Annotated in this window: 15 protein-coding genes; 10 read left to right on the top strand and 5 right to left on the bottom strand. The window is 71.4% G+C overall.

The window, feature by feature from the left end; genetic code table 11:
* From B2K11_RS08445 to rocD, 5 genes are all read left to right on the top strand, one after another.
* On the top strand, positions 1–469 hold a 469-nt coding region (locus B2K11_RS08445), incomplete at its 5' end, for a hypothetical protein (protein ID WP_239525866.1).
* A complete protein-coding gene (locus B2K11_RS08440) occupies positions 469–684 on the top strand; it encodes a helix-turn-helix transcriptional regulator (protein WP_163617819.1) in 216 nt (71 codons plus the stop codon). The genes B2K11_RS08445 and B2K11_RS08440, both read left to right, overlap by 1 nt.
* Before the next feature lies 1 nt (position 685).
* A complete protein-coding gene (locus B2K11_RS08435; protein ID WP_163617818.1) occupies positions 686–1,705 on the top strand; it encodes an NAD(P)-dependent alcohol dehydrogenase in 1,020 nt (339 codons plus the stop codon).
* Positions 1,706–1,838: 133 nt separating this feature from the next.
* Positions 1,839–2,768 (top strand): dimethylargininase, encoded by a 930-nt coding sequence (gene ddaH, locus B2K11_RS08430; RefSeq protein WP_345770765.1) that lies wholly within the window; start codon positions 1,839–1,841, stop codon positions 2,766–2,768.
* Positions 2,769–2,788: 20 nt separating this feature from the next.
* Positions 2,789–4,015: an ornithine--oxo-acid transaminase gene (gene rocD, locus B2K11_RS08425; RefSeq protein ID WP_163617817.1), complete on the top strand. Its 1,227-nt coding sequence runs from the start codon at positions 2,789–2,791 to the stop codon at positions 4,013–4,015.
* Positions 4,016–4,039: 24 nt separating this feature from the next.
* On the opposite strand, the gene B2K11_RS08420 is transcribed toward rocD, so the two are convergent.
* Positions 4,040–5,767 carry a molybdopterin-dependent oxidoreductase gene (locus B2K11_RS08420; protein ID WP_163617816.1) on the bottom strand — a complete coding sequence of 576 codons (1,728 nt, stop codon included), beginning with the start codon at positions 5,765–5,767 and terminating at the stop codon, positions 4,040–4,042.
* 184 nt (positions 5,768–5,951) lie between these two features.
* Between B2K11_RS08420 and B2K11_RS08415 the strand changes: the two genes are divergently transcribed.
* The 3 genes from B2K11_RS08415 to B2K11_RS08405 are packed head-to-tail and all read left to right on the top strand — an operon-like array spanning position 5,952 to position 9,569.
* Positions 5,952–7,745 (top strand): circularly permuted type 2 ATP-grasp protein, encoded by a 1,794-nt coding sequence (locus B2K11_RS08415; protein ID WP_239525864.1) that lies wholly within the window; start codon positions 5,952–5,954, stop codon positions 7,743–7,745.
* The gene (locus B2K11_RS08410; protein WP_163617815.1) at positions 7,739–8,671 is read left to right on the top strand and encodes an alpha-E domain-containing protein; all 933 of its coding nucleotides are present in this window, start codon (positions 7,739–7,741) and stop codon (positions 8,669–8,671) included. The genes B2K11_RS08415 and B2K11_RS08410 overlap by 7 nt, the downstream gene beginning before the upstream one ends.
* A 52-nt stretch (positions 8,672–8,723) precedes the next feature.
* The gene (locus B2K11_RS08405) at positions 8,724–9,569 is read left to right on the top strand and encodes a transglutaminase family protein (RefSeq protein WP_163617814.1); all 846 of its coding nucleotides are present in this window, start codon (positions 8,724–8,726) and stop codon (positions 9,567–9,569) included.
* A gap of 32 nt (positions 9,570–9,601) precedes the next feature.
* Here B2K11_RS08405 and B2K11_RS08400 read toward each other — a convergent pair whose 3' ends face one another.
* The gene (locus tag B2K11_RS08400; protein ID WP_163617813.1) at positions 9,602–9,784 is read right to left on the bottom strand and encodes a hypothetical protein; all 183 of its coding nucleotides are present in this window, start codon (positions 9,782–9,784) and stop codon (positions 9,602–9,604) included.
* A gap of 238 nt (positions 9,785–10,022) precedes the next feature.
* Between B2K11_RS08400 and B2K11_RS08395 the strand changes: the two genes are divergently transcribed.
* Complete coding sequence (locus B2K11_RS08395; RefSeq protein ID WP_163617812.1) at positions 10,023–12,281, top strand: glycoside hydrolase family 3 C-terminal domain-containing protein; 2,259 nt, start codon at positions 10,023–10,025, stop codon at positions 12,279–12,281.
* An 80-nt stretch (positions 12,282–12,361) separates the two neighbouring features.
* Positions 12,362–13,384 carry a LacI family DNA-binding transcriptional regulator gene (locus tag B2K11_RS08390; RefSeq protein WP_163617811.1) on the top strand — a complete coding sequence of 341 codons (1,023 nt, stop codon included), beginning with the start codon at positions 12,362–12,364 and terminating at the stop codon, positions 13,382–13,384.
* Here the strand turns inward: B2K11_RS08390 and B2K11_RS08385 are convergent.
* The 3 genes from B2K11_RS08385 to B2K11_RS08375 all read right to left on the bottom strand — a co-directional run bounded on the left by B2K11_RS08385 (position 13,381) and on the right by B2K11_RS08375 (position 18,002).
* Positions 13,381–14,370, bottom strand: coding sequence for a serine hydrolase domain-containing protein (locus B2K11_RS08385; RefSeq protein ID WP_163617810.1), 990 nt, complete (start codon positions 14,368–14,370; stop codon positions 13,381–13,383). The two genes, B2K11_RS08390 and B2K11_RS08385, sit on opposite strands and share 4 nt — an antisense overlap.
* 70 nt (positions 14,371–14,440) lie before the next feature.
* Positions 14,441–15,856: a rhamnulokinase family protein gene (locus B2K11_RS08380; RefSeq protein WP_163617809.1), complete on the bottom strand. Its 1,416-nt coding sequence runs from the start codon at positions 15,854–15,856 to the stop codon at positions 14,441–14,443.
* A gap of 109 nt (positions 15,857–15,965) precedes the next feature.
* Complete coding sequence (locus B2K11_RS08375; RefSeq protein ID WP_163617808.1) at positions 15,966–18,002, bottom strand: bifunctional aldolase/short-chain dehydrogenase; 2,037 nt, start codon at positions 18,000–18,002, stop codon at positions 15,966–15,968.
* Between the last annotated feature and the right edge of the window lie 10 nt (positions 18,003–18,012).

Raw genomic sequence — 18,012 nt, 5'->3', positions numbered from 1 at the left:
TGTCAAGAATCTTTTACACACCGCTGGAGGAGCCATGGTCTACGAGGAGCGCAACATCTGGGCGAGCCTCATCGTCAGCGTGATCGGGATGGGCGTGTACGTCGTGATCGTGCTGCAGCAGGCAGCCGGCGGGCCGCTCACCGACGTCGACTGGGTGCCGATCATGCTGTGGACGATCGGAGCCAGCATCGTCGGCGCCATCGTGCTCAGCATCGTGTGGGGCATGCTCGCCGGTGTGAAGGATCCCGAGGGCGTCGGCAAGAGCGATCAGCGCGACCGCGACATCGCGCACATGTCGACTCGCGTCGGGCAGGCGTTCCTCGTGATCGCGGGGCTGGGTGTCATCGTCCTGTGCGCCTTCGAGGCGGACTGGTTCTGGATCGCGAACACCATGTTCTTCGGTTTCGCGGTCTCGTCGATCATCGGCGGGATCGCGAGTGTCATCGCGTACCGGCGCGGACTCGTCTGATGGTCAAGCCCACCAAGGTCACCAACTCGATCCGAGTCGTGCGCGAGGCGGCCGGGATCACGCAGGCCGAGCTCGCCCGCCGGATCGGCGTGACTCGACAGACCCTCATCGCCATCGAGCAGGGCAGGTACTCGCCTACGCTCGAGCTCGCCTTCCAGCTCTCCCGCGCGTTCGGCGTGGGCCTCGACGACCTCTTCGACTACCCGGAGGAATGACATGTCCGCGAACAGTCCCACGGCGCTCGGCACCGACGCGATGCCCGCCTGGACCCAGCATCGCTACGGCGAGGCCGACGCCGTCACGCGCGAGACGGTCGACGTCCCTGCGCCCGGACGCGGCGAGGTGCTGCTGCGCCTGCGCGCCACGGGCCTCAACAACGGCGACATCCGCGTCATGCGCGGCGAGCCGCTCCTCGTGCGTCTCGCGTTCGGTCTGCGCCGGCCGCGCCAGCCCGTGCGGGGGATGGATGCCGCGGCCACCGTGATCGCGATCGGCGAGGGCACGACCGGCGTCTCCGTGGGCGACGAAGTGGTCGGCGAGCTCCCCGCCGGCGGGGGACTGGCGACATACGCCGTCGCCCCCGCGGCACGGCTCGTGCCGCGCCCGGCGGCGCTGGCACCCGGCGCCGCCGCCGCGCTCCCGGTCGCGGGCGGAACCGCGTGGCAGGCCCTCGCACGCGGGGAGGCGGCATCCGGTCATCGCGTCCTCGTCATCGGCGCCTCGGGCGGCGTCGGCACGTTCGTCGTGCAGCTCGCGGCGCTCCGGGGCGCTGAGGTGTGGGCGCTGTGCGGCGAGCGCAGCCGCGCGGTCGTCGAAGGCCTCGGCGCAGCGCGCACGTTCGACTATCACCGGGTGCAGCCCGGTGCACCGGAGCTCGAGGACGGCACGTTCGACGTCGTCGTCGACATCGCCGGCACCGCACCGCTGCGCGTGCTGCAGCGCCTGGTGCGCGACGGCGGCCGGGTCGTGCTCGTGTCGGGTGAGGGCGGCCGCGTGCTGGGCCCGATCGGCAGGATCCTGCGCGCCGCGCTGATGTCCATCGGCTCCCGGCGGCCGCTCCGCCCGCTCGCGGCGACCGCGACGCCCGAGGTGCTCGCCCGACTCGTCGCGCTCGCCGCCGACGGGTCGCTTCGCCCGGTGATCGAGCGGACGTTCGCGTTCGGCGACGCGCCCGCCGCCCTCGCACACGTCGCCGCCGGCCACGCGGTGGGCAAGGTCGTCGTTACGGCGGGCTGACGCCGCCGGGCGTACGCGCTCCCAGGGCGCGCACAACCTTCGTGAGAGAATGGTGTCGGCGTGCCCGGTTGCCGGCTTCTCCAGCTCCGCCGGGCCCCTGGACAGCGTCCGCCGCCCCTCGTACAGGAGCAAGATGTCCACGCAGAACACCGCGCCCGCCCCTTCGACAAGCTCAGTGGCCGGAGGTGCGGCGGCTTCTACAAGCTCAGCGGCCTCGCCCGCTGCCGACGGAGGCCGCATCCAGCAGGTCCGCCGCTACCTGATGTGCCGCCCCGAGCACTTCACGGTGAGCTACACGATCAACCCGTGGATGGAGCCGGCGAACCCCACCGACACGGCCCTCGCGGTGCGCCAGTGGCAGGCGCTGTACGACACGTATGTCGCGCTCGGGCACGAGGTGCACCTCATCGATCCCGTCGAGGGCCTGCCCGACATGGTCTACACCGCCAACGGCGGCTTCGTCATCGACAACGTCGCCTACGGGGCCAAGTTCCGGTTCCAGGAGCGCGTGCCCGAGGGTCCGGCCTTCATGGACTGGTTCCGCGCGAACGGCTTCGAGGTCGCCGAGCCCGTCGAGGTCAACGAGGGCGAGGGCGACTTCCTGCTCGTCGGCGACACGATCCTCGCCGGCACCGGCTTCCGCTCGACGGGCGACAGCCACCGCGAGCTCGCCGACGTCTTCGGCAAGGAGGTCATCAGCCTCAACCTCATCGACCCGCGGTTCTACCACCTCGACACCGCCATCTCGGTGCTCGATCCGGTCGAGGGGCCGGGCGGCGTCGAGAAGGCCAACATCGCCTACCTCGAGCACGCGTTCGACGAGCGCAGCCAGGCGATCCTCGCCGAGCGCTACCCCGACGCGATCCGCGTCGCCGACGCCGACGGCGCCGTGTTCGGCCTCAATTCGGCCAGCGACGGCCGCAACGTCATCATCTCGCCGCGGGCCAAGGGCTTCGAGGCGCAGCTGCGCGAGCGCGGCTACAACCCGGTGCTCGTCGACCTGTCCGAGCTGCTGCTCGGCGGCGGCGGCATCAAGTGCTGCACGCTCGAGCTGCGGCGCTGACGGCGGGAAAGAGGAGCACCATGACCGCCACCATCCCCTCGGTCGACGCGGCGATGAGCCAGATCATCGCCGCCGAAGAGGAGCACGTCGCGCACAACTACCACCCGCTGCCGGTGGTGATCTCCCGCGGTGAGGGCGCGTGGGTGACGGATGTCGAGGGCAAGCGCTACCTCGACCTGCTGTCCGCCTACTCGGCGCTCAACTTCGGGCACGGGCATCCGGCGCTCCTCGCCGCCGCGCAGGAGCAGCTGAACCGCCTCACGCTCACCAGTCGCGCGTACCACAACGACCGGCTCGGCCCCTTCGCGGCCGCGCTCGCCGCGCTGTGCGGCAAGGAGCTCGTGCTGCCGATGAACACCGGCGCCGAGGCGGTCGAGACCGGCATCAAGGTCGCACGTGCGTGGGGTCGTCGGGTGAAGGGCGTGGCTCCGGATGCCGGGCGCATCATCGTCGCCCACGGCAACTTCCACGGCCGCACGACCACCATCGTCGGCTTCAGCGACGACCCGCAGGCGCGGGCGGACTTCGGGCCGTTCACTCCCGGATTCGTCTCGGTGCCGTTCGGCGACGCCGCCGTCATCGACGCGGCGATCACCGCCGACACGGTCGCCGTGCTGATCGAGCCGATCCAGGGCGAGGCCGGCGTCATCGTGCCGCCGGAGGGATACCTCCGTGCGGTGCGGGAGATCTGCACGCGCCGCGGCGTGCTGCTCATCGCCGACGAGATCCAGTCGGGTCTCGGCCGCGTCGGCGAGACCTTCGCGTGCGATCGTGAAGGCGTCGTGCCCGACGTGTATCTGCTCGGAAAGGCGCTGGGCGGCGGCATCCTGCCCGTCTCGGCGGTCGCCGCCGACCGCGATGTGCTGGGGGTGATCCGCCCGGGTGAGCACGGCTCGACCTTCGGCGGCAATCCGCTCGCGGCGGCCGTGGGCCTGCGCGTCGTCGAGATGCTGCAGACCGGCGAGTTCCAGCGTCGCGCGAAGCTCCTGGGCGAGCACCTCGAGTCGAAGCTGCAGGGGCTCGTCGGCCACGGCGTCACCGAGATCCGCGTCGTGGGACTCTGGGCGGGCGTCGACATCGATCCCGCGGTCGGCACCGGCCGCGAGATCGCCGAGCGGCTCATCGGCCGGGGCGTCCTGGTCAAGGACACGCACGGCCAGACCATCCGCATCGCCCCGCCGCTCGTCATCCGCGGCACCGAGCTGGACTGGGCGGTCGAGCAGCTGCGCGTGGTGCTCGCGGCCTGAACCGGGTCGGCGCCCGGCGCGCCGTCAGTCGAAGACCGACACCGTGCGCCAGTGCCAGCCGGTGGCCCCGTCCGGGGCAGGCGGAGCCGTGTCCTCGGTCTGCACCTCCCCGGCCTTGCTGGTCGCGCGGCATTGGATGACGTGGTCACCCGTCGTCGCGGTCCAGGGGAAGCTCCACTGCACCCAGGTGTCGTCCGAGATGGCCGTCGCGAGGGCCGCCGGCATCCACTCGCCCTCGTCGATGCGCACCTCGACGCCCTCGACGCCCACCTGCTGCTGCCACGCCACGCCCGCCACGACCACCTCGCCGGCCCTCAGCTCCTGGCCGCCACGTGGCACGTCGATGCGTGACTGCAGCTTGATCGGTCCGCGCTCCGACCAGCCGCGCGTCGTCCAATAGGCGGTCGCCCGGTCGAACCGCGTCACCTCGAGATCGACGACCCACTTCGTCGCCGACACGTAGCCGTAGAGCCCCGGCACGACCATGCGCACCGGGAAGCCGTGCTCCGTCGGCAGCGGGGCGCCGTTCATGCCGACGGCGAGGATCGCGTTGCGTTCGTCGGTGAGGGCCTCGAGGGGAGTGGATGCCGTGAACCCGTCGATCGATCGCGACAGCACCATGTCGGCATCCGCGGTGGGCCGCGCCCGGGCGAGCAGCTCGCGGATCGGGTAGCCGAGCCAGCGGGCGTTGCCGATCAGCGTGCCACCGACCTCGTTCGACACGCACGCGAGCGTCGTCCACGACTCCTCGAGGGGCAGCGCCAGCAGTTCGTCCCACGTCAGCTCGAACTCGTTCGCCACCATGCCGTGCACGCGCAGGCGCCAGTCGGCGGGATCGACCTCGGGCACGATGAGGGCCGTGTCGATGCGGTAGAACCGGTCGTTCGGTGTGACGACGTCCGCCAGGCCGGGGAGGTCGAGCTCCGCCCCATCGGGGACGGCGGATGCCGCGACCGCCGGCTGCGGGAGCTTCACGGCCCGCCGGACGGCCGCCACCGTCGCGGACGTCGCGCCGCGCACACCCACGACCGCCGCGAGGATGCCGGCTGCCGCCGCGGCCCCCGCCCACGCGAAGAACGCGCGGCGGCTGGGCGGCTCGAGCGGTCCCGGTTCCCGGTCGAGGGTGGTGGTGCCGGTGGGGTGGCCGGGGTCCGCAGCGGCGGGGATGTCGGGCGAGGCGCCAGGTGTGGATGCCGCAGCGGGGGGTGCCGCGGCATCCGTCCGCACCTGCGGATCAGATGCCGGGCGGGTGGTCGCGGCCTCCGCGTCCTTGCGCGCGGCCGAGGCGCGGTGCGAGGTGGACGGACCCAGCAGCCGGATCAGGAGCCAGAGCGCGACGGCGCCGACCGCACCTGCGACGAGCGAGGGCAGCCAGGCCAGGGCGCCGGCCCCGGGTCGGGTCGCCGCGACGACGGCACCGGTGACTCCGAAGACCGCGACCAGGACGACGCCCCACGGCGGCCTGCGCGCCTGAAGCCAGCCCGCCAGGGCGGCCAGCACGAGCATCGCGAGGGCGATACCGACGACGAGCGCGATCTTGTCCGCGGTGCCGAACAGGGCGATGGCGGTGTCTTTCGCCCAGGAGGGCGCGACATCGATGAGGGCAGAGCCGATCGCTGCCACCGGACTCGCCGAGGGGCTGACGATCATGGCGACGAACTCACCGAGGCCCGCCGCCAACAGCACGGCGGCCACGCCCGCGATCCACGTCAGTGGGGCCGGGGCGCGTGCCGCACCTGGGGCCGCTGCCATGCTGCCAGCGTAGGCTTCGCGTGCCGCGGCCGGGGCCGTTCGGCAGCACGCGATGCGTGCGACGCGTCGGGGCGCTCATCGCGGAGACAGCGCGGCGGCGCTGCCGCTCGTGGCCGGCGCGGTCGCCCGGGCCGCGGCATCCGTCGAAACACCGCGGCAACACGGTCCCGGTTAGGCTGTGCGGATGGGTGATCTGTTCGACGGCTACGGCTCCACGCTGGCGCCGCGCAAGACGCCCTCGGGGGTTCCCGCGTTCGACGAGATGTTCGGGAACCCGGCCCACCCGGGTGCGCCGGCCGAGTCCCGCGAGGCGTACCGGGAGCTGTACCAGGCGCTCGCCCAGATGACCCAGGACGAACTGCGCGGTCGCACCGATTCGCTCGCCAGCTCGTACCTCGCCCAGGGCGTCACGTTCGACTTCGCGGGCGAGGAGCGACCCTTCCCACTGGATGCCGTGCCCCGCGTGATCACGTACGACGAGTGGTCGCGCATCGAGGCCGGTGTGAAGCAGCGGGTGCGGGCGCTCGAGGCGTTCCTCGACGACGCGTACGGGCACCAGTTCTGCGTGCGCGACGAGGTGCTGCCCGCCGGGCTGATCGCGAGCTCGCAGTACTTCTATCGCCAGGCCGCCGGCATCCACTCCGCCAACGGCGTGCGCATCCAGGTGTCGGGCATCGACCTGATCCGCGACGAGCACGGCGAGATGCGCGTGCTCGAAGACAACGTGCGCGTGCCGTCGGGCGTCAGCTACGTCATCTCGAACCGCCGGGTCATGGCGCAGACCCTGCCCGAGCTCTTCGTCTCGATGCGGGTGCGTCCGGTCGGGGACTACCCCAACAAGCTGCTCGCGGCGCTGCGCGCCTCGGCGCCGGCCGGCATCGAGGACCCGAACGTCGTCGTCCTCACCCCGGGCGTCTACAACTCCGCCTACTTCGAGCACACGCTGCTCGCGCGGCTCATGGGCGTCGAGCTCGTCGAGGGCCGCGACCTGCTGTGCATCGGCGGCAAGGTGTTCATGCGCACCACCCGCGGGCCCAAGCGCGTCGACGTGATCTACCGCCGGGTCGACGACGAGTTCCTCGACCCGCTGCAGTTCCGCGCCGACTCGATGCTCGGTGCGCCCGGGCTCATGCTCGCCGCGCGCCTGGGCAACGTTACGATCGCCAACGCGGTGGGCAACGGCGTCGCCGACGACAAGCTGCTCTACACCTACGTGCCCGAGCTCATCCGCTACTACCTGGCCGAGGAGCCCATCCTCAAGAACGTCGACACCTGGCGGCTCGAAGACCCGGGCGCCCTCGAAGAGGTGCTCGACCGGCTGGACGAGCTCGTGGTGAAGCCGGTCGACGGCTCGGGCGGCAAGGGACTGGTCGTCGGACCGGATGCCTCGCCCGCCGAGCTCGAGAGGCTCCGGCAGCGCCTGCGCGCCGACCCGCGCGGCTGGATCGCGCAGCCCGTGGTCATGCTGTCGACGATCCCCACCCTCGTGGAGGACGGCATGCGCCCGCGCCACGCCGACCTGCGGCCCTTCGCTGTCAACGACGGCGAAGACGTGTGGGTGCTCCCCGGAGGCCTCACCCGCGTCGCGCTGCCGGAAGGCCAGCTCGTCGTCAACTCCAGCCAGGGCGGTGGATCGAAGGACACCTGGATCGTCGGCGGCTCGGCGCCCGGGCAGGTCGAGTACGGCCACGGCCGCGGCGTGCCCGAGCTCGTCGCCGACCAGGCGTCCACGGTGACCGCCGCCGTCCCGATCATCTACGACGCCCAGACCGAGCCGACGCACTCGCCGCACGACCGCCCGCGTTCGCGGGTCGAGCAGCAGGAGCAGCAGCAACAACAGCAGCAAGCCGCGGTCGAGGCATCCGTCTCCTCCCCCCGCCGTGTCCCGATGTCGGCGAAGGATGTCCCAGAATCCCCCGCAAGAATGCCCAGGAACGACCGAAATCGGGACATGTCAGGTGGTGAGCGGGGATGCTGAGTCGCATCGCGGAGAGCCTGTTCTGGATCGGGCGGTACATCGAGCGCAGCGACGGCACGGCGCGCATCCTCGACGTGCATCTGCAGCTTCTGCTCGAAGACCCGTGGATCGACGAGGACACCGCGTGCCGGTCGCTCCTCAGCGTCATGGGCTCCGCCCCGCCGCCGGGCGTCGAGCACGTCCGCCGCGAAGACGTGCTGGCACGTCTCGCCGTCGACCGCATGAACCCGTCGAGCATCGCCTACGCCCTCACCGCGGCGCGCGAGAACGCCCGGAGGGCGCGGGAGATCGTCTCGTCGGAGCTGTGGGAGACCCTCAACACCACGAATGCACGGATGCCGCGGCGCCTGCAGAACGACCGGGTGCACGAGTTCTTCCAGTGGGTGCGCGAGCGCGCGGCGCTCGCCGTGGGCATCGTGGACTCGTCCACCAGCCGGGACGAAGCCTGGCAGTTCTTCACGCTCGGACGCAGCATCGAGCGCACCGACATGACGGCGCGCCTGCTGGCGACGCGGTCGCTGACCGAGGCATCCGGTCCGTCGTGGACCACGATCCTCCGCTCGTGCGGCGCCTACGAGGCGTATCTCCGGACGTATCGCGGCATGCCGAGCGCCCGCAACGCGGCCGAGTTCCTCCTCCTCGACCGGCTCTTCCCCCGCTCGATCATCTACTCGATCCAGCGCGCCGAGGAGTGCATGAGCGCGATCGACCCGCGGGCCGACCGGGTCGGCCACTCGAACACGGTGCTGCGGGCGCTCGGGCAGATCCGCAACGATCTCGAGTACCGGCCCATCTCCGAGATCCTCGGCGAGCTGCCGACGCACATGGACCGTGTGCAGACGGTCACGCGCGAGGCATCCGAGGCGATCCGCGGCCGATTCTTCCCGACCCAGGCCGAGCCCAGCTGGATCGGAGAGATCTCATGACTTTTCGACCGGTTGGTGAGCCTGTCGAACCACAGCACCCAGGGCGGCGATCATGAAGAGACTCCGCATCGAGCACCAGACCGGCTTCGGCTATCTCGGCGACGTGACGGCCTCGTACAACGAGGCCCGCATGCTCCCGGGCTCCACCGACAGCCAGTTCGTGCTCAACTCGTCGCTCGACATCGAGCCGTCGACATCCGTCAACCAGTACGTCGACTACTTCGGCACGCGGGTCGCGGCGTTCGACGTGCTGTCGCCGCACTCGTCGCTCACGATCACCGCCCGCTCGCTGGTCGAGGTGCGTCCGCGCCCGCTCGAGCACATCGACCTCACGTGGGACGAGCTCGCCCGCGAGTCGGCCCGCTCGATCGAGACGGTCGAGCAGCTGTCGCAGACCGGGCGCACGCGCCCCCACGCCGAGGTTGCGGAGCTCGCGCGCAGCATCGCCGCAGAGCACGACCACCCCGGCCGTGCGGCGCACGCGATCTCGGTCGCGGTGGGTGACGCCGTGGAGTACATGCACGGCATCACCGGCGTGCACTCGACCGCGAGCGAGGCGTGGGAGGCGCGCAAGGGCGTCTGCCAGGACATCGCGCACGTCACCCTGGGCGCCCTGCGCGAGGTCGGCATCCCGGCGCGCTACGTTTCGGGCTACCTGCACCCGCGGCCGTCGGCCGAGGTGGGTGTCGCCGTGACCGGCGAGTCTCACGCGTGGGTCGAGTGGTTCGCGGGGGAGTGGCAGGGCTTCGACCCCACCAACAACATCGAGATCGGCGACCGGCACGTGCTGGTCGGTCGCGGACGCGACTACGGCGACGTCCCGCCGCTGCGCGGCGTCTACGCCGGACCGTTCAAGAGCAACCTGCACGTCAAGGTGACCATCACCCGCGAGGCGTAGGGCTCGGACCCTTCGTCAGCGGCCCGCTTCGGTCAGGCCGGGGGGTTGTCGGGGTCCAGGGTCTCGAGAGTGTCGGCTTCGACGGGGTTGTCGGCCTCCAGCTGCTCTTCGGTGGTCTCGTCCCCGCCGACCGGGTTCTCGTCGCCGCTGCTGGGCCTCTCGTCGCCCGGGGTGGCTTCGCCGGGCGTCTGGTCTTCGGTTCGCGGTTCGTCCATGGAGACACGCTAACCCCGGAAGGATGCCGGGAGCCGGGGTCTTGACATCGCCGGCTGCGCCCCGGATGAGCGTGGGCCCGACACGTGTGCGCGCCGCTTGAGGCGCGGCATCCACCTTTCCGCGTGTGGATCACGGTGGGAGAAGAACCTTGACGTTCATGGATGCCGCGTGTCACCGTAGAGCGGTCTACATATGTAGAGCGGTCTACGGATCGCTCCTCGACGGAGAGGAACGACGATGACGTTGTCCGAGAACGAGCGACAGCCGCGCCGAACGCACAGGCGTCGACGTGTGATCGCGGTGCTGCTGGGTGCCACGCTGGTGAGCACCGGGGCGGTGGTCGCGGTCGCCGCGCCGGCCGCCGCGGTGGACTGCGCGACGGTGCCGTGGATGGATTCGTCGAAGTCCGCCGACGAACGGGCCCAGGCGCTGCTCGACGCCAGCTCGCAGCACCAGAAGTACCGCTGGCTGGTCGAGCAGCCGGCGAACGACCCCGCTCGGACGACGTGGAACCCCGGATTCACCGGCGAAGCGCCGGTCGTGTACCCCGCGCAGGTGGCCTGTACGCCGGTCGTCATCTACGCCAACGGACCGGACGGCGTCTACCAATCGGCGGGGACCACGGCGTGGCCCGGGCCCATCGCCGTGGCCGCGACGTGGAACCTCGAGCTCGGCGAGCAGAAGGCCGTCGCCCACGGCAGCGAGTCCTTCGACAAGCGCAGTGCGGTCGTCCTCGGACCCGGCATCGCCTCGGGCCGCACACCGCTGTCGGGCCGGGGCTCGGAGTACTTCGGCGAAGACCCCGTGCTCTCTGGCCTCATGGCCGCGGCGAACGTGCGCGGTCTCGAGGACGGGAACCCGGACAAGCCGGTGATCGCGAACCTCAAGCACTACGTGGCGAACGAGCAGGAGATCGCGCGGCAGTCCAGTTCATCCAACATGGACGAGCGCACGTTCAAGCAGATCTACGACCTGCCGTTCGAGATCGCGGTGCGCAAGAGCGATCCCGGCAGCCTCATGTGCTCGTACAACCAGGTCAACGGCGCCTGGGCGTGCGAGAACGAGATCCTCACCACGAGCCTGCGACAGGACTACCCCTTCGAGGGCTATGTGATGAGCGACTTCGGATCGGTGCACTCGACCGCTCCTTCGCTGAACGCCGGTCTCGATCAGGAGCTGAACCGCCCGCGCTGGTTCACGCCCGCACGTCTGGATGCCGCACTCGCCGCCGGTGAGATCACGCAGGAGCGGATCGACGAAGCCGCGTTCCGCGTGGTGCGCTCCTACATCGCGGGAGGCCTGTTCGACCACCCGGTGCCCGCGACGCCCGTCGCGAACGTCTCCACGCCCGAGCACAAGGCGCTCGCCCGCGAGATCGCCGAGCAGAGCACGGTGCTGCTCAAGAACGACGGCGTGCTGCCCCTGGCGTCGGGGGATCTCACCGTCGCCGTCATCGGGCAGACGGCGTCGAGCGTCCCCACCGGGGGTGTCAGCGCGCAGACCGGCTGCGGCTGGGACTTCCCGTTCGGACCCGGAGGGCCGGTGCTGAACTGCACCGCGCTCGTCGACCCGCTCACCGCTCTCACCGAGCGCGTGACGCAGGCCGGCGGAGAAGCCGTGTACGACAGTGGTGCCGACGTGGCGCAGGCCGCGGCGGTGGCATCCGCTGCCGATGTCGCGCTCGTGTTCGGCCATTACACGATGGGTGAGAGTCAGGACCTGCCCGACCTCCGGCTGGACGGCAACGGCGATCAGCTGATCGCGGCGGTCGCGGCATCCGCTCCCTCCACGGTGGCGGTGCTCAACGCGGGGTCCGCCGTCGAGATGCCGTGGATCGACGACGTCGACGCGGTCTTCCACGCGTGGCACTCGGGGGAGCAGTTCGGCCCGGCGCTCGCGGCACTCGTGTACGGCGATGCGAACCCGTCGGGAAAGCTCCCGATGACGTTCCCCGTCTCGCTCGCCGACACGCCGACCGCCGGTTCGGAGGCGCAGTACCCCGGCGTGCTGGACGCGTCCGGCATCCGGCAGGTCGACTACAGCGAGGGCCTGCAGGTCGGCTACCGCTGGTATGAGGCGCAAGGCATCGAGCCCCTGTTCGAGTTCGGTCACGGTCTGAGCTACACCGAGTTCTCGTACGACAAGGTCACGGTGACGCCGCAGTCGACCACGGGAGACAAGGAGATCCGTGTGCGGTTCAAGCTCACCAATACCGGCGACGTCGCCGGCACCGAGGTGGCCCAGGTCTACCTCGAGCTGCCGGACGCCTCGGGTGAGCCCTCGAAGCGCCTGATCGGCTGGGAGCGCGTGACGCTCGAGCCCGGCGAGCACCGCAACGTGCAGGTGACGCTGTCGGCAGAGGACCTCGCCGACATGCACCTGCTCGAGTACTGGGACGCTGGTGCGTCGGCATGGGTGACCGCGCCCGGCACCTACACGGTGTCGGTGGGCGGCTCGGTCGACGCCGACGCCGAGGCGTCCTTCTCGGTCAGGTAGCCCATGACGCCGGAGGGGGCGGTGACAGCGCGCGCGGTCCCCTCCGGCGTCGCTGCGCCGCCCGCCACTACCCTCGTCTCATGAGTGTCCATCGGCCGCGTGCGGCGACCATCGAAGACGTCGCGCTGGCGGCAGGCGTGTCGCGTGCGGCCGTGTCGAAGGTGCTGCGTGACGCCTACGGCGTCAGCGATGCGATGCGCGCGCGTGTGACGGCGGCGATGACCGAGCTGAACTACCGCCCGCGGATCGCCGCACGCGCGATGCGCGGGCGCACGTACACGCTCGGCATCGAACTCCCTGACCTCGCGAACCACTTCTTCGCGCGGATCGTGCGGGGAGCGACGGGCGCGCTCGAGGGGACGCCGTACCAACTCATCATCGCCCCCGCCGAGGCAGGGTCGCGCGAAGGGCTGCGCGCGCTCGAGGCTCTGGTGGACCGCCAGGTCGACGGCCTCATAGCCGTCTCGCCCCGCGTCGACGAGGCGGGGCTGGAGCGGATCTCGGCATCGGTGCCGGTCGTGATGTTCGGGCGACACGACACCTCCGACCGTTACGACGTGGTCGCCGGCGACGACGCGGCCGGGGCGCAGGCGGCGATGCAGCATCTGCTGGCCCTCGGGCACACGCACATCGCCCACCTGACGCTGCCCGAGTCCGACCACGCCGAGCCCTTCCCGCACGGCGTGCGCCTGCGCGAGTATGCCGCGGCCATGGCGGCCGCCGGCCACCGCGACCGGGCCGTCGTCTGGCGCACCGACGAGGGGGAGGGGAACTCCTACCAGGTCGTACGCCGCACGCTCGAGGCCGGCACGCCGGTCACGGCCGTGTTCGCGGCTCACGACGAGCTCGCCTTCGGGGCGATGCGCGCCGCCGCCGAGCTCGGGCGGCACCTCTCCGTCGTCGGCTACGACGACGTGCCGATGGCGTCGCACCCCGCTCTCGGCCTCACGACCGTGCACCAGCCGGGCGAGGCGATGGGCGCGCGAGCGGTCGAGATGCTCCTCGAGCGCTTCGCCGGGCGCACGGAGCCCGTGCACGAGGGCTTCGAGATCGAGCTGAAGGTGCGCACGTCGACCGGACGCCCGCCGGCCGGAGGCCGCTAGACGCCCGACACCACCGCGTTGTCGAGCTCGTCGGCGTCGACGCCGGGCCGCTCCGCCTGGTTCGTGAGCAGCACATAGGCGATGCCGGCGGTCGGGTGCACCCAGAACTCGGTGCCCGCCCAGCCGCCGTGGCCGAAGACGTCGCGGTCGATGAGACCGGGCGCTCGCGTGCGGAGGTTGAAGGTGAAGCCCCAGTCCTGGCCGCGCTGGGCCGGGTAGGGCTCGAGGCGGGGGATGTCGCCGGTGAGCGGCCGCAGCATCATTCGCAGCGTCGCCGGCTGCACCACGCCGCCGGGCTCGCCCTGCCCGATCCGCAGCAGTGCTGCCCCGAGCGCGAGGAGGTCGCCGGCGGTGCCGATCATGCCTGCGCCGGGGCTGCGGTGGCTCGCGAACCCCCGCATGTCGAGACCGAGACGCTCCGCATCGACCACGGTGTGCGGGTCGGCGGCGGGGTCGAGCGTGAGCCCGCTCGCGCCGAGCGCGGGCGCCCACCCCGCGATGTCGGCATCCCATGTCCGTCCGGTGCGGTGCCGCACCAGCTCGGCGATGCCGTCGAACGCCACCGTCGAGTAGCGCGAGGCGGTGCCGGCGGCGAAGTCGCGACCCGGTGCCAGCAGGGCCGTGCGCAGCCCCTCGGCGGGGTCGAGAGACGGCTCACGGATGCCGGAGGTGTGGCTTGCGAGGTGACCCAGGCGCACCACGTCGTCGCGGTCGGCACCGAACTCGGGGATCGCCGACGACAGCGGCGTCTCGGTGGTGAGCTGCCCGCGTTCGATCGCGCGCGCCGCGGTCAGGCCCGTCAGCACCTTGGTGATGGAGAACAGCCAGTATGGGTCGTCGACGGCGGCACGGCGGCCGTTCGTCGCGCCGAACGCGTCGAGGGCGGCCACGCCGTCGGCGGTGGCGACGCCCAGGACCGCCGTGGGCAGGCGCTCCTCGTCGACCTGCCGTCGCGCCCAGTCGAACGCCGCTGCGTATGCGGTCACGTGCTCACTCCTTCAGCTGCTGCGCGGTGCCCGGCCGCGGCACCCGCGCCCGCGCCGGCCGTGCGTTGGACTACGCGCGCGGCTCGTATCGTACGGGAGCCACGCCGGCCGCGACCGCGCGGCGCAGGTCCTCGAGGGTCGCGTCGGGTCCGAACCAGCCGTGCGCGCGCGCCTGCACGAGCACATTGCCGAGCGCGGTCGCCTCGACCGGGCCCGCGAGCACAGGAAGCCCGGAGCGGTCCGCCGTCGCCTGGCACAGCAGCCGGTTGAGGGCCCCGCCGCCGACGATGTGGATCACGTCGATGTCGCGGCCGGTGAGCCGGCCCGCGGTCGCCACGGCGTCGGCGAACGCCTGGGCGATGCTCTCGACGATCGTGCGCGCGAACGCCTCGCGGGTCGCCGGCACCGCGGCGCCGTCTTCGGCGAGCACGGCCGCGATGCGCGCGGGCATGTCGCCGGGAGCCGACAGACGCGAGTCGTTGGCGTCGAACAGCGGGATGTCGCCGGTGACGGCGGCTGCGGCATCCAGCAATCGCGGAAGATCGATCGCCGCGCCGTCCTCGGCCTCCCAGGTGCGCACCGCCTCGCTGAGCAGCCACAGGCCGGTCACGTTGTGGAGGAAGCGCACACGTCCGTCGACGCCGCCCTCGTTCGTGAAGTTCGCTTCGCGCGCCGCGTCGCTGACGACGGGCTCGTCGAGCTCGACGCCCACGAGGCCCCAGGTGCCGCACGAGATGTACGCCGCGTCCGGGGTGCTCAGCGGCACGGCGACGACGGCGGAGGCCGTGTCGTGCGAGCCGACCGCGATCACCTCGAGCGGGGCGCCGATGCGCTCGCGCGCCTCACCGTGCAGCGTGCCGAGACGCTCGCCCGGATCCACCAGCGGGGGGAGCACGGATGCCGGGATCCCGACTCGCGTAGCGAGCTCGAGGTCCCACTGTCCGGTGCGGACGTCGACCAGACCCGTTGTGGAGGCGTTCGTGCGCTCCGCCACGCGCACCCCGGTGAGGAGGAACGCGACGAGATCGGGGATGAGGAGCGACACGTCGGCGTCGGCGAGGCGCGCCTCGACGGCGTACTGGTACAGCGTGTTGAAGGGGAGGAACTGCAGTCCGTTGCGGCGGTACAGCTCCTCGAAGGGGGCCTCGGCGTGCACCGCCGCGACCCCGCGGGCGGTGCGCTCGTCGCGGTAGTGGAACGGCTCGCCGAGCAGCTCGCCGCCGTGCACGAGGCCGTAGTCCACCGCCCACGAGTCGATGCCGATGCTCGCGATGCCCGGCTCGCGTCGGAACGCCTCGGTGAGCCCCTCCACGATGTGGCGGTACAGCGCGGAGAAGTCCCAGTGGAGCCCGTCCGGCCCCGGCACGGGACCGTTCGGGAATCGTGCGACCTGCTCGAGGCGCAGCATCCCGTCGTCCACGTAGCCGAGCATGACGCGCCCGCTGGTCGCGCCGAGGTCGACCGCCGCGACGACTCCGCCGCTCATGATGGGTCTCCTGGCGTTTCGACGCGCTTCGCTCGCTCAACGACCGGGATCTGGTGGCGGTCGTTGAGCGAGCGAGGAACGAGCGAGACGAAACGCCCAGAACGCGGGGTCATCGAAGGAACGCGGCGGCGACGCCGGAGTCGACCGGGATGTGCAGGCCCGTGGTGCGCGTGAGCTCCGGGCCGGTCAGCACGTACACGGCGTCGGCGACGTTCTCGGGCACGACCTCGCGCTTGAGGATGGTGCGGTTCGCGTAGTACTGGCCGAGGTCCTCTTCCTTGATGCCGTAGGTCGCGGCGCGGTTGGCGCCCCACCCGGATGCGAAGATGCCCGAGCCGCGCACGACGCCGTCGGGGTTGATGCCGTTGACGCGCACACCGTGCTCGCCGAGCTCGACCGCGAGCAGGCGCACCTGATGCGCCTGGTCGGCCTTGGTCGCCGAGTACGCGATGTTGTTCGGACCGGCGAAGACGGAGTTCTTCGACGAGATGTAGATCACGTCACCACCGAGCTTCTGCTCGATGAGGATCTTCGCGGCGGCCTTCGAGACGAGGAACGAGCCCTTCGCCATCACGTCGTGCTGCAGATCCCAGTCCTTCTCGGTGGTCTCCAGCAACGGCTTCGACAGCGACAGGCCGGCGTTGTTGACGACCAGGTCGACACCGCCGAACGCGAGCACCCCAGCGTCGAAGGCGGCCTGGATCGCGTCGGCGTCGGCGACGTTCGCGGCGACGCCGATGGCGACATCCGTGTTGCCGAGCTCGGCGGCAGCGGCCTGCGCCTTCTCGAGGTCGAGGTCGGCGATGACGACGCACGCGCCCTCGGCGGCGAGGCGGACGGCGATCGCCTTGCCGATGCCGGATGCCGCGCCCGTGACCAGGGCGATACGTCCCTGGTGGGTCTTGGGCTTCGGCATGCGCTGCAGCTTCGCCTCTTCGAGCGCCCAGTACTCGATGCGGAACTTCTCGGCGTCCGAGATGGGGGAGTACGTCGACAGCGCCTCGGCGCCGCGCATCACGTTGATCGCGTTGACGTAGAACTCGCCGGCGACGCGGGCGGTCTGCTTGTTCGCGCCGTACGAGAACATGCCCACGCCGGGGATCAGCACGATGAGCGGGTCGGCGCCGCGGATCGCCGGGCTGTCGGCGGTCGCGTGGGCGTCGTAGTAGGCCTGGTAGTCGGCGCGGTACGCCTCGTGCAGTTCCTGCAGCCGCGCGATCGAGTCCTCGACGGAGGCCGAGGCGGGCAGGTCGAGGATGAGCGGCTTGACCTTGGTGCGCAGGAAGTGGTCGGGGCAGCTGGTGCCGAGCTCGGCGAGGGCCGGAGCCTTCTCCGACGCGAGGAAGTCGAGCACGACGTCGGCGTCGGTGAAGTGGCCGACCATCGGCTTGTCGGTCGACGCGAGTCCGCGAACCGTCGGTGCGAGCGCGGCGGCCTTGGCGCGGCGCTCGGCGTCGGGGAGCGCCTCGAAGCCGGCGCGGACGCCGCCGAAGGGGTCGGCCTTGCCGTTCGCGGCGATGTACGCGGCGGCGGTCTCGATGATCCAGAGCGAGTTCTGCTCGGCCTCTTCGGAGGTGTCGCCCCACGCCGTGATGCCGTGGCCGCCGAGGATGCAGCCGATGGCCTGCGGGTTCTTCGACTTGATGTCGGCGATGTCGAGGCCCAGCTGGAAGCCGGGGCGCCGCCACGGCACCCACACGACCTTCTCACCGAAGGCCTTCGCGGTGAGCTCCTCGCCGTCGGCGGCGGTCGCGATCGCGATGCCCGAGTCGGGGTGCAGATGGTCGACGTGCGCCGCGTCGACGAGACCGTGCATGGCGGTGTCGATCGACGGCGCGGCCCCGCCCTTGCCGTGCAGGCAGTAGTCGAACGCGGCCACCATCTCGTCTTCGCGCTCGACGCCGGGGTAGACGTTCACAAGGGCGCGCATGCGGTCCAGGCGCAGCACCGCGAGCCCCGACTCCTTCAGCGTGCCGAGGTCGCCGCCCGAGCCCTTGACCCACAGCAGCTCGACGGGCTCTCCGGTGACCGGGTCGGTCTCCGTGCCCTTCGCCGACGTGTTGCCGCCGGCGTAGTTGGTGTTCTTCGGATCGGCGCCGAGGCGGTTGGACCGGGTGATGAGGTCGGAGACGGCCGGGTTGGTCATGGCTGGATTC

Source organism: Microbacterium sp. B35-30, from assembly GCF_010634855.1.
Lineage (GTDB): Bacteria > Actinomycetota > Actinomycetes > Actinomycetales > Microbacteriaceae > Microbacterium.
This window is presented reverse-complemented; position numbering and strand designations above follow the sequence as displayed.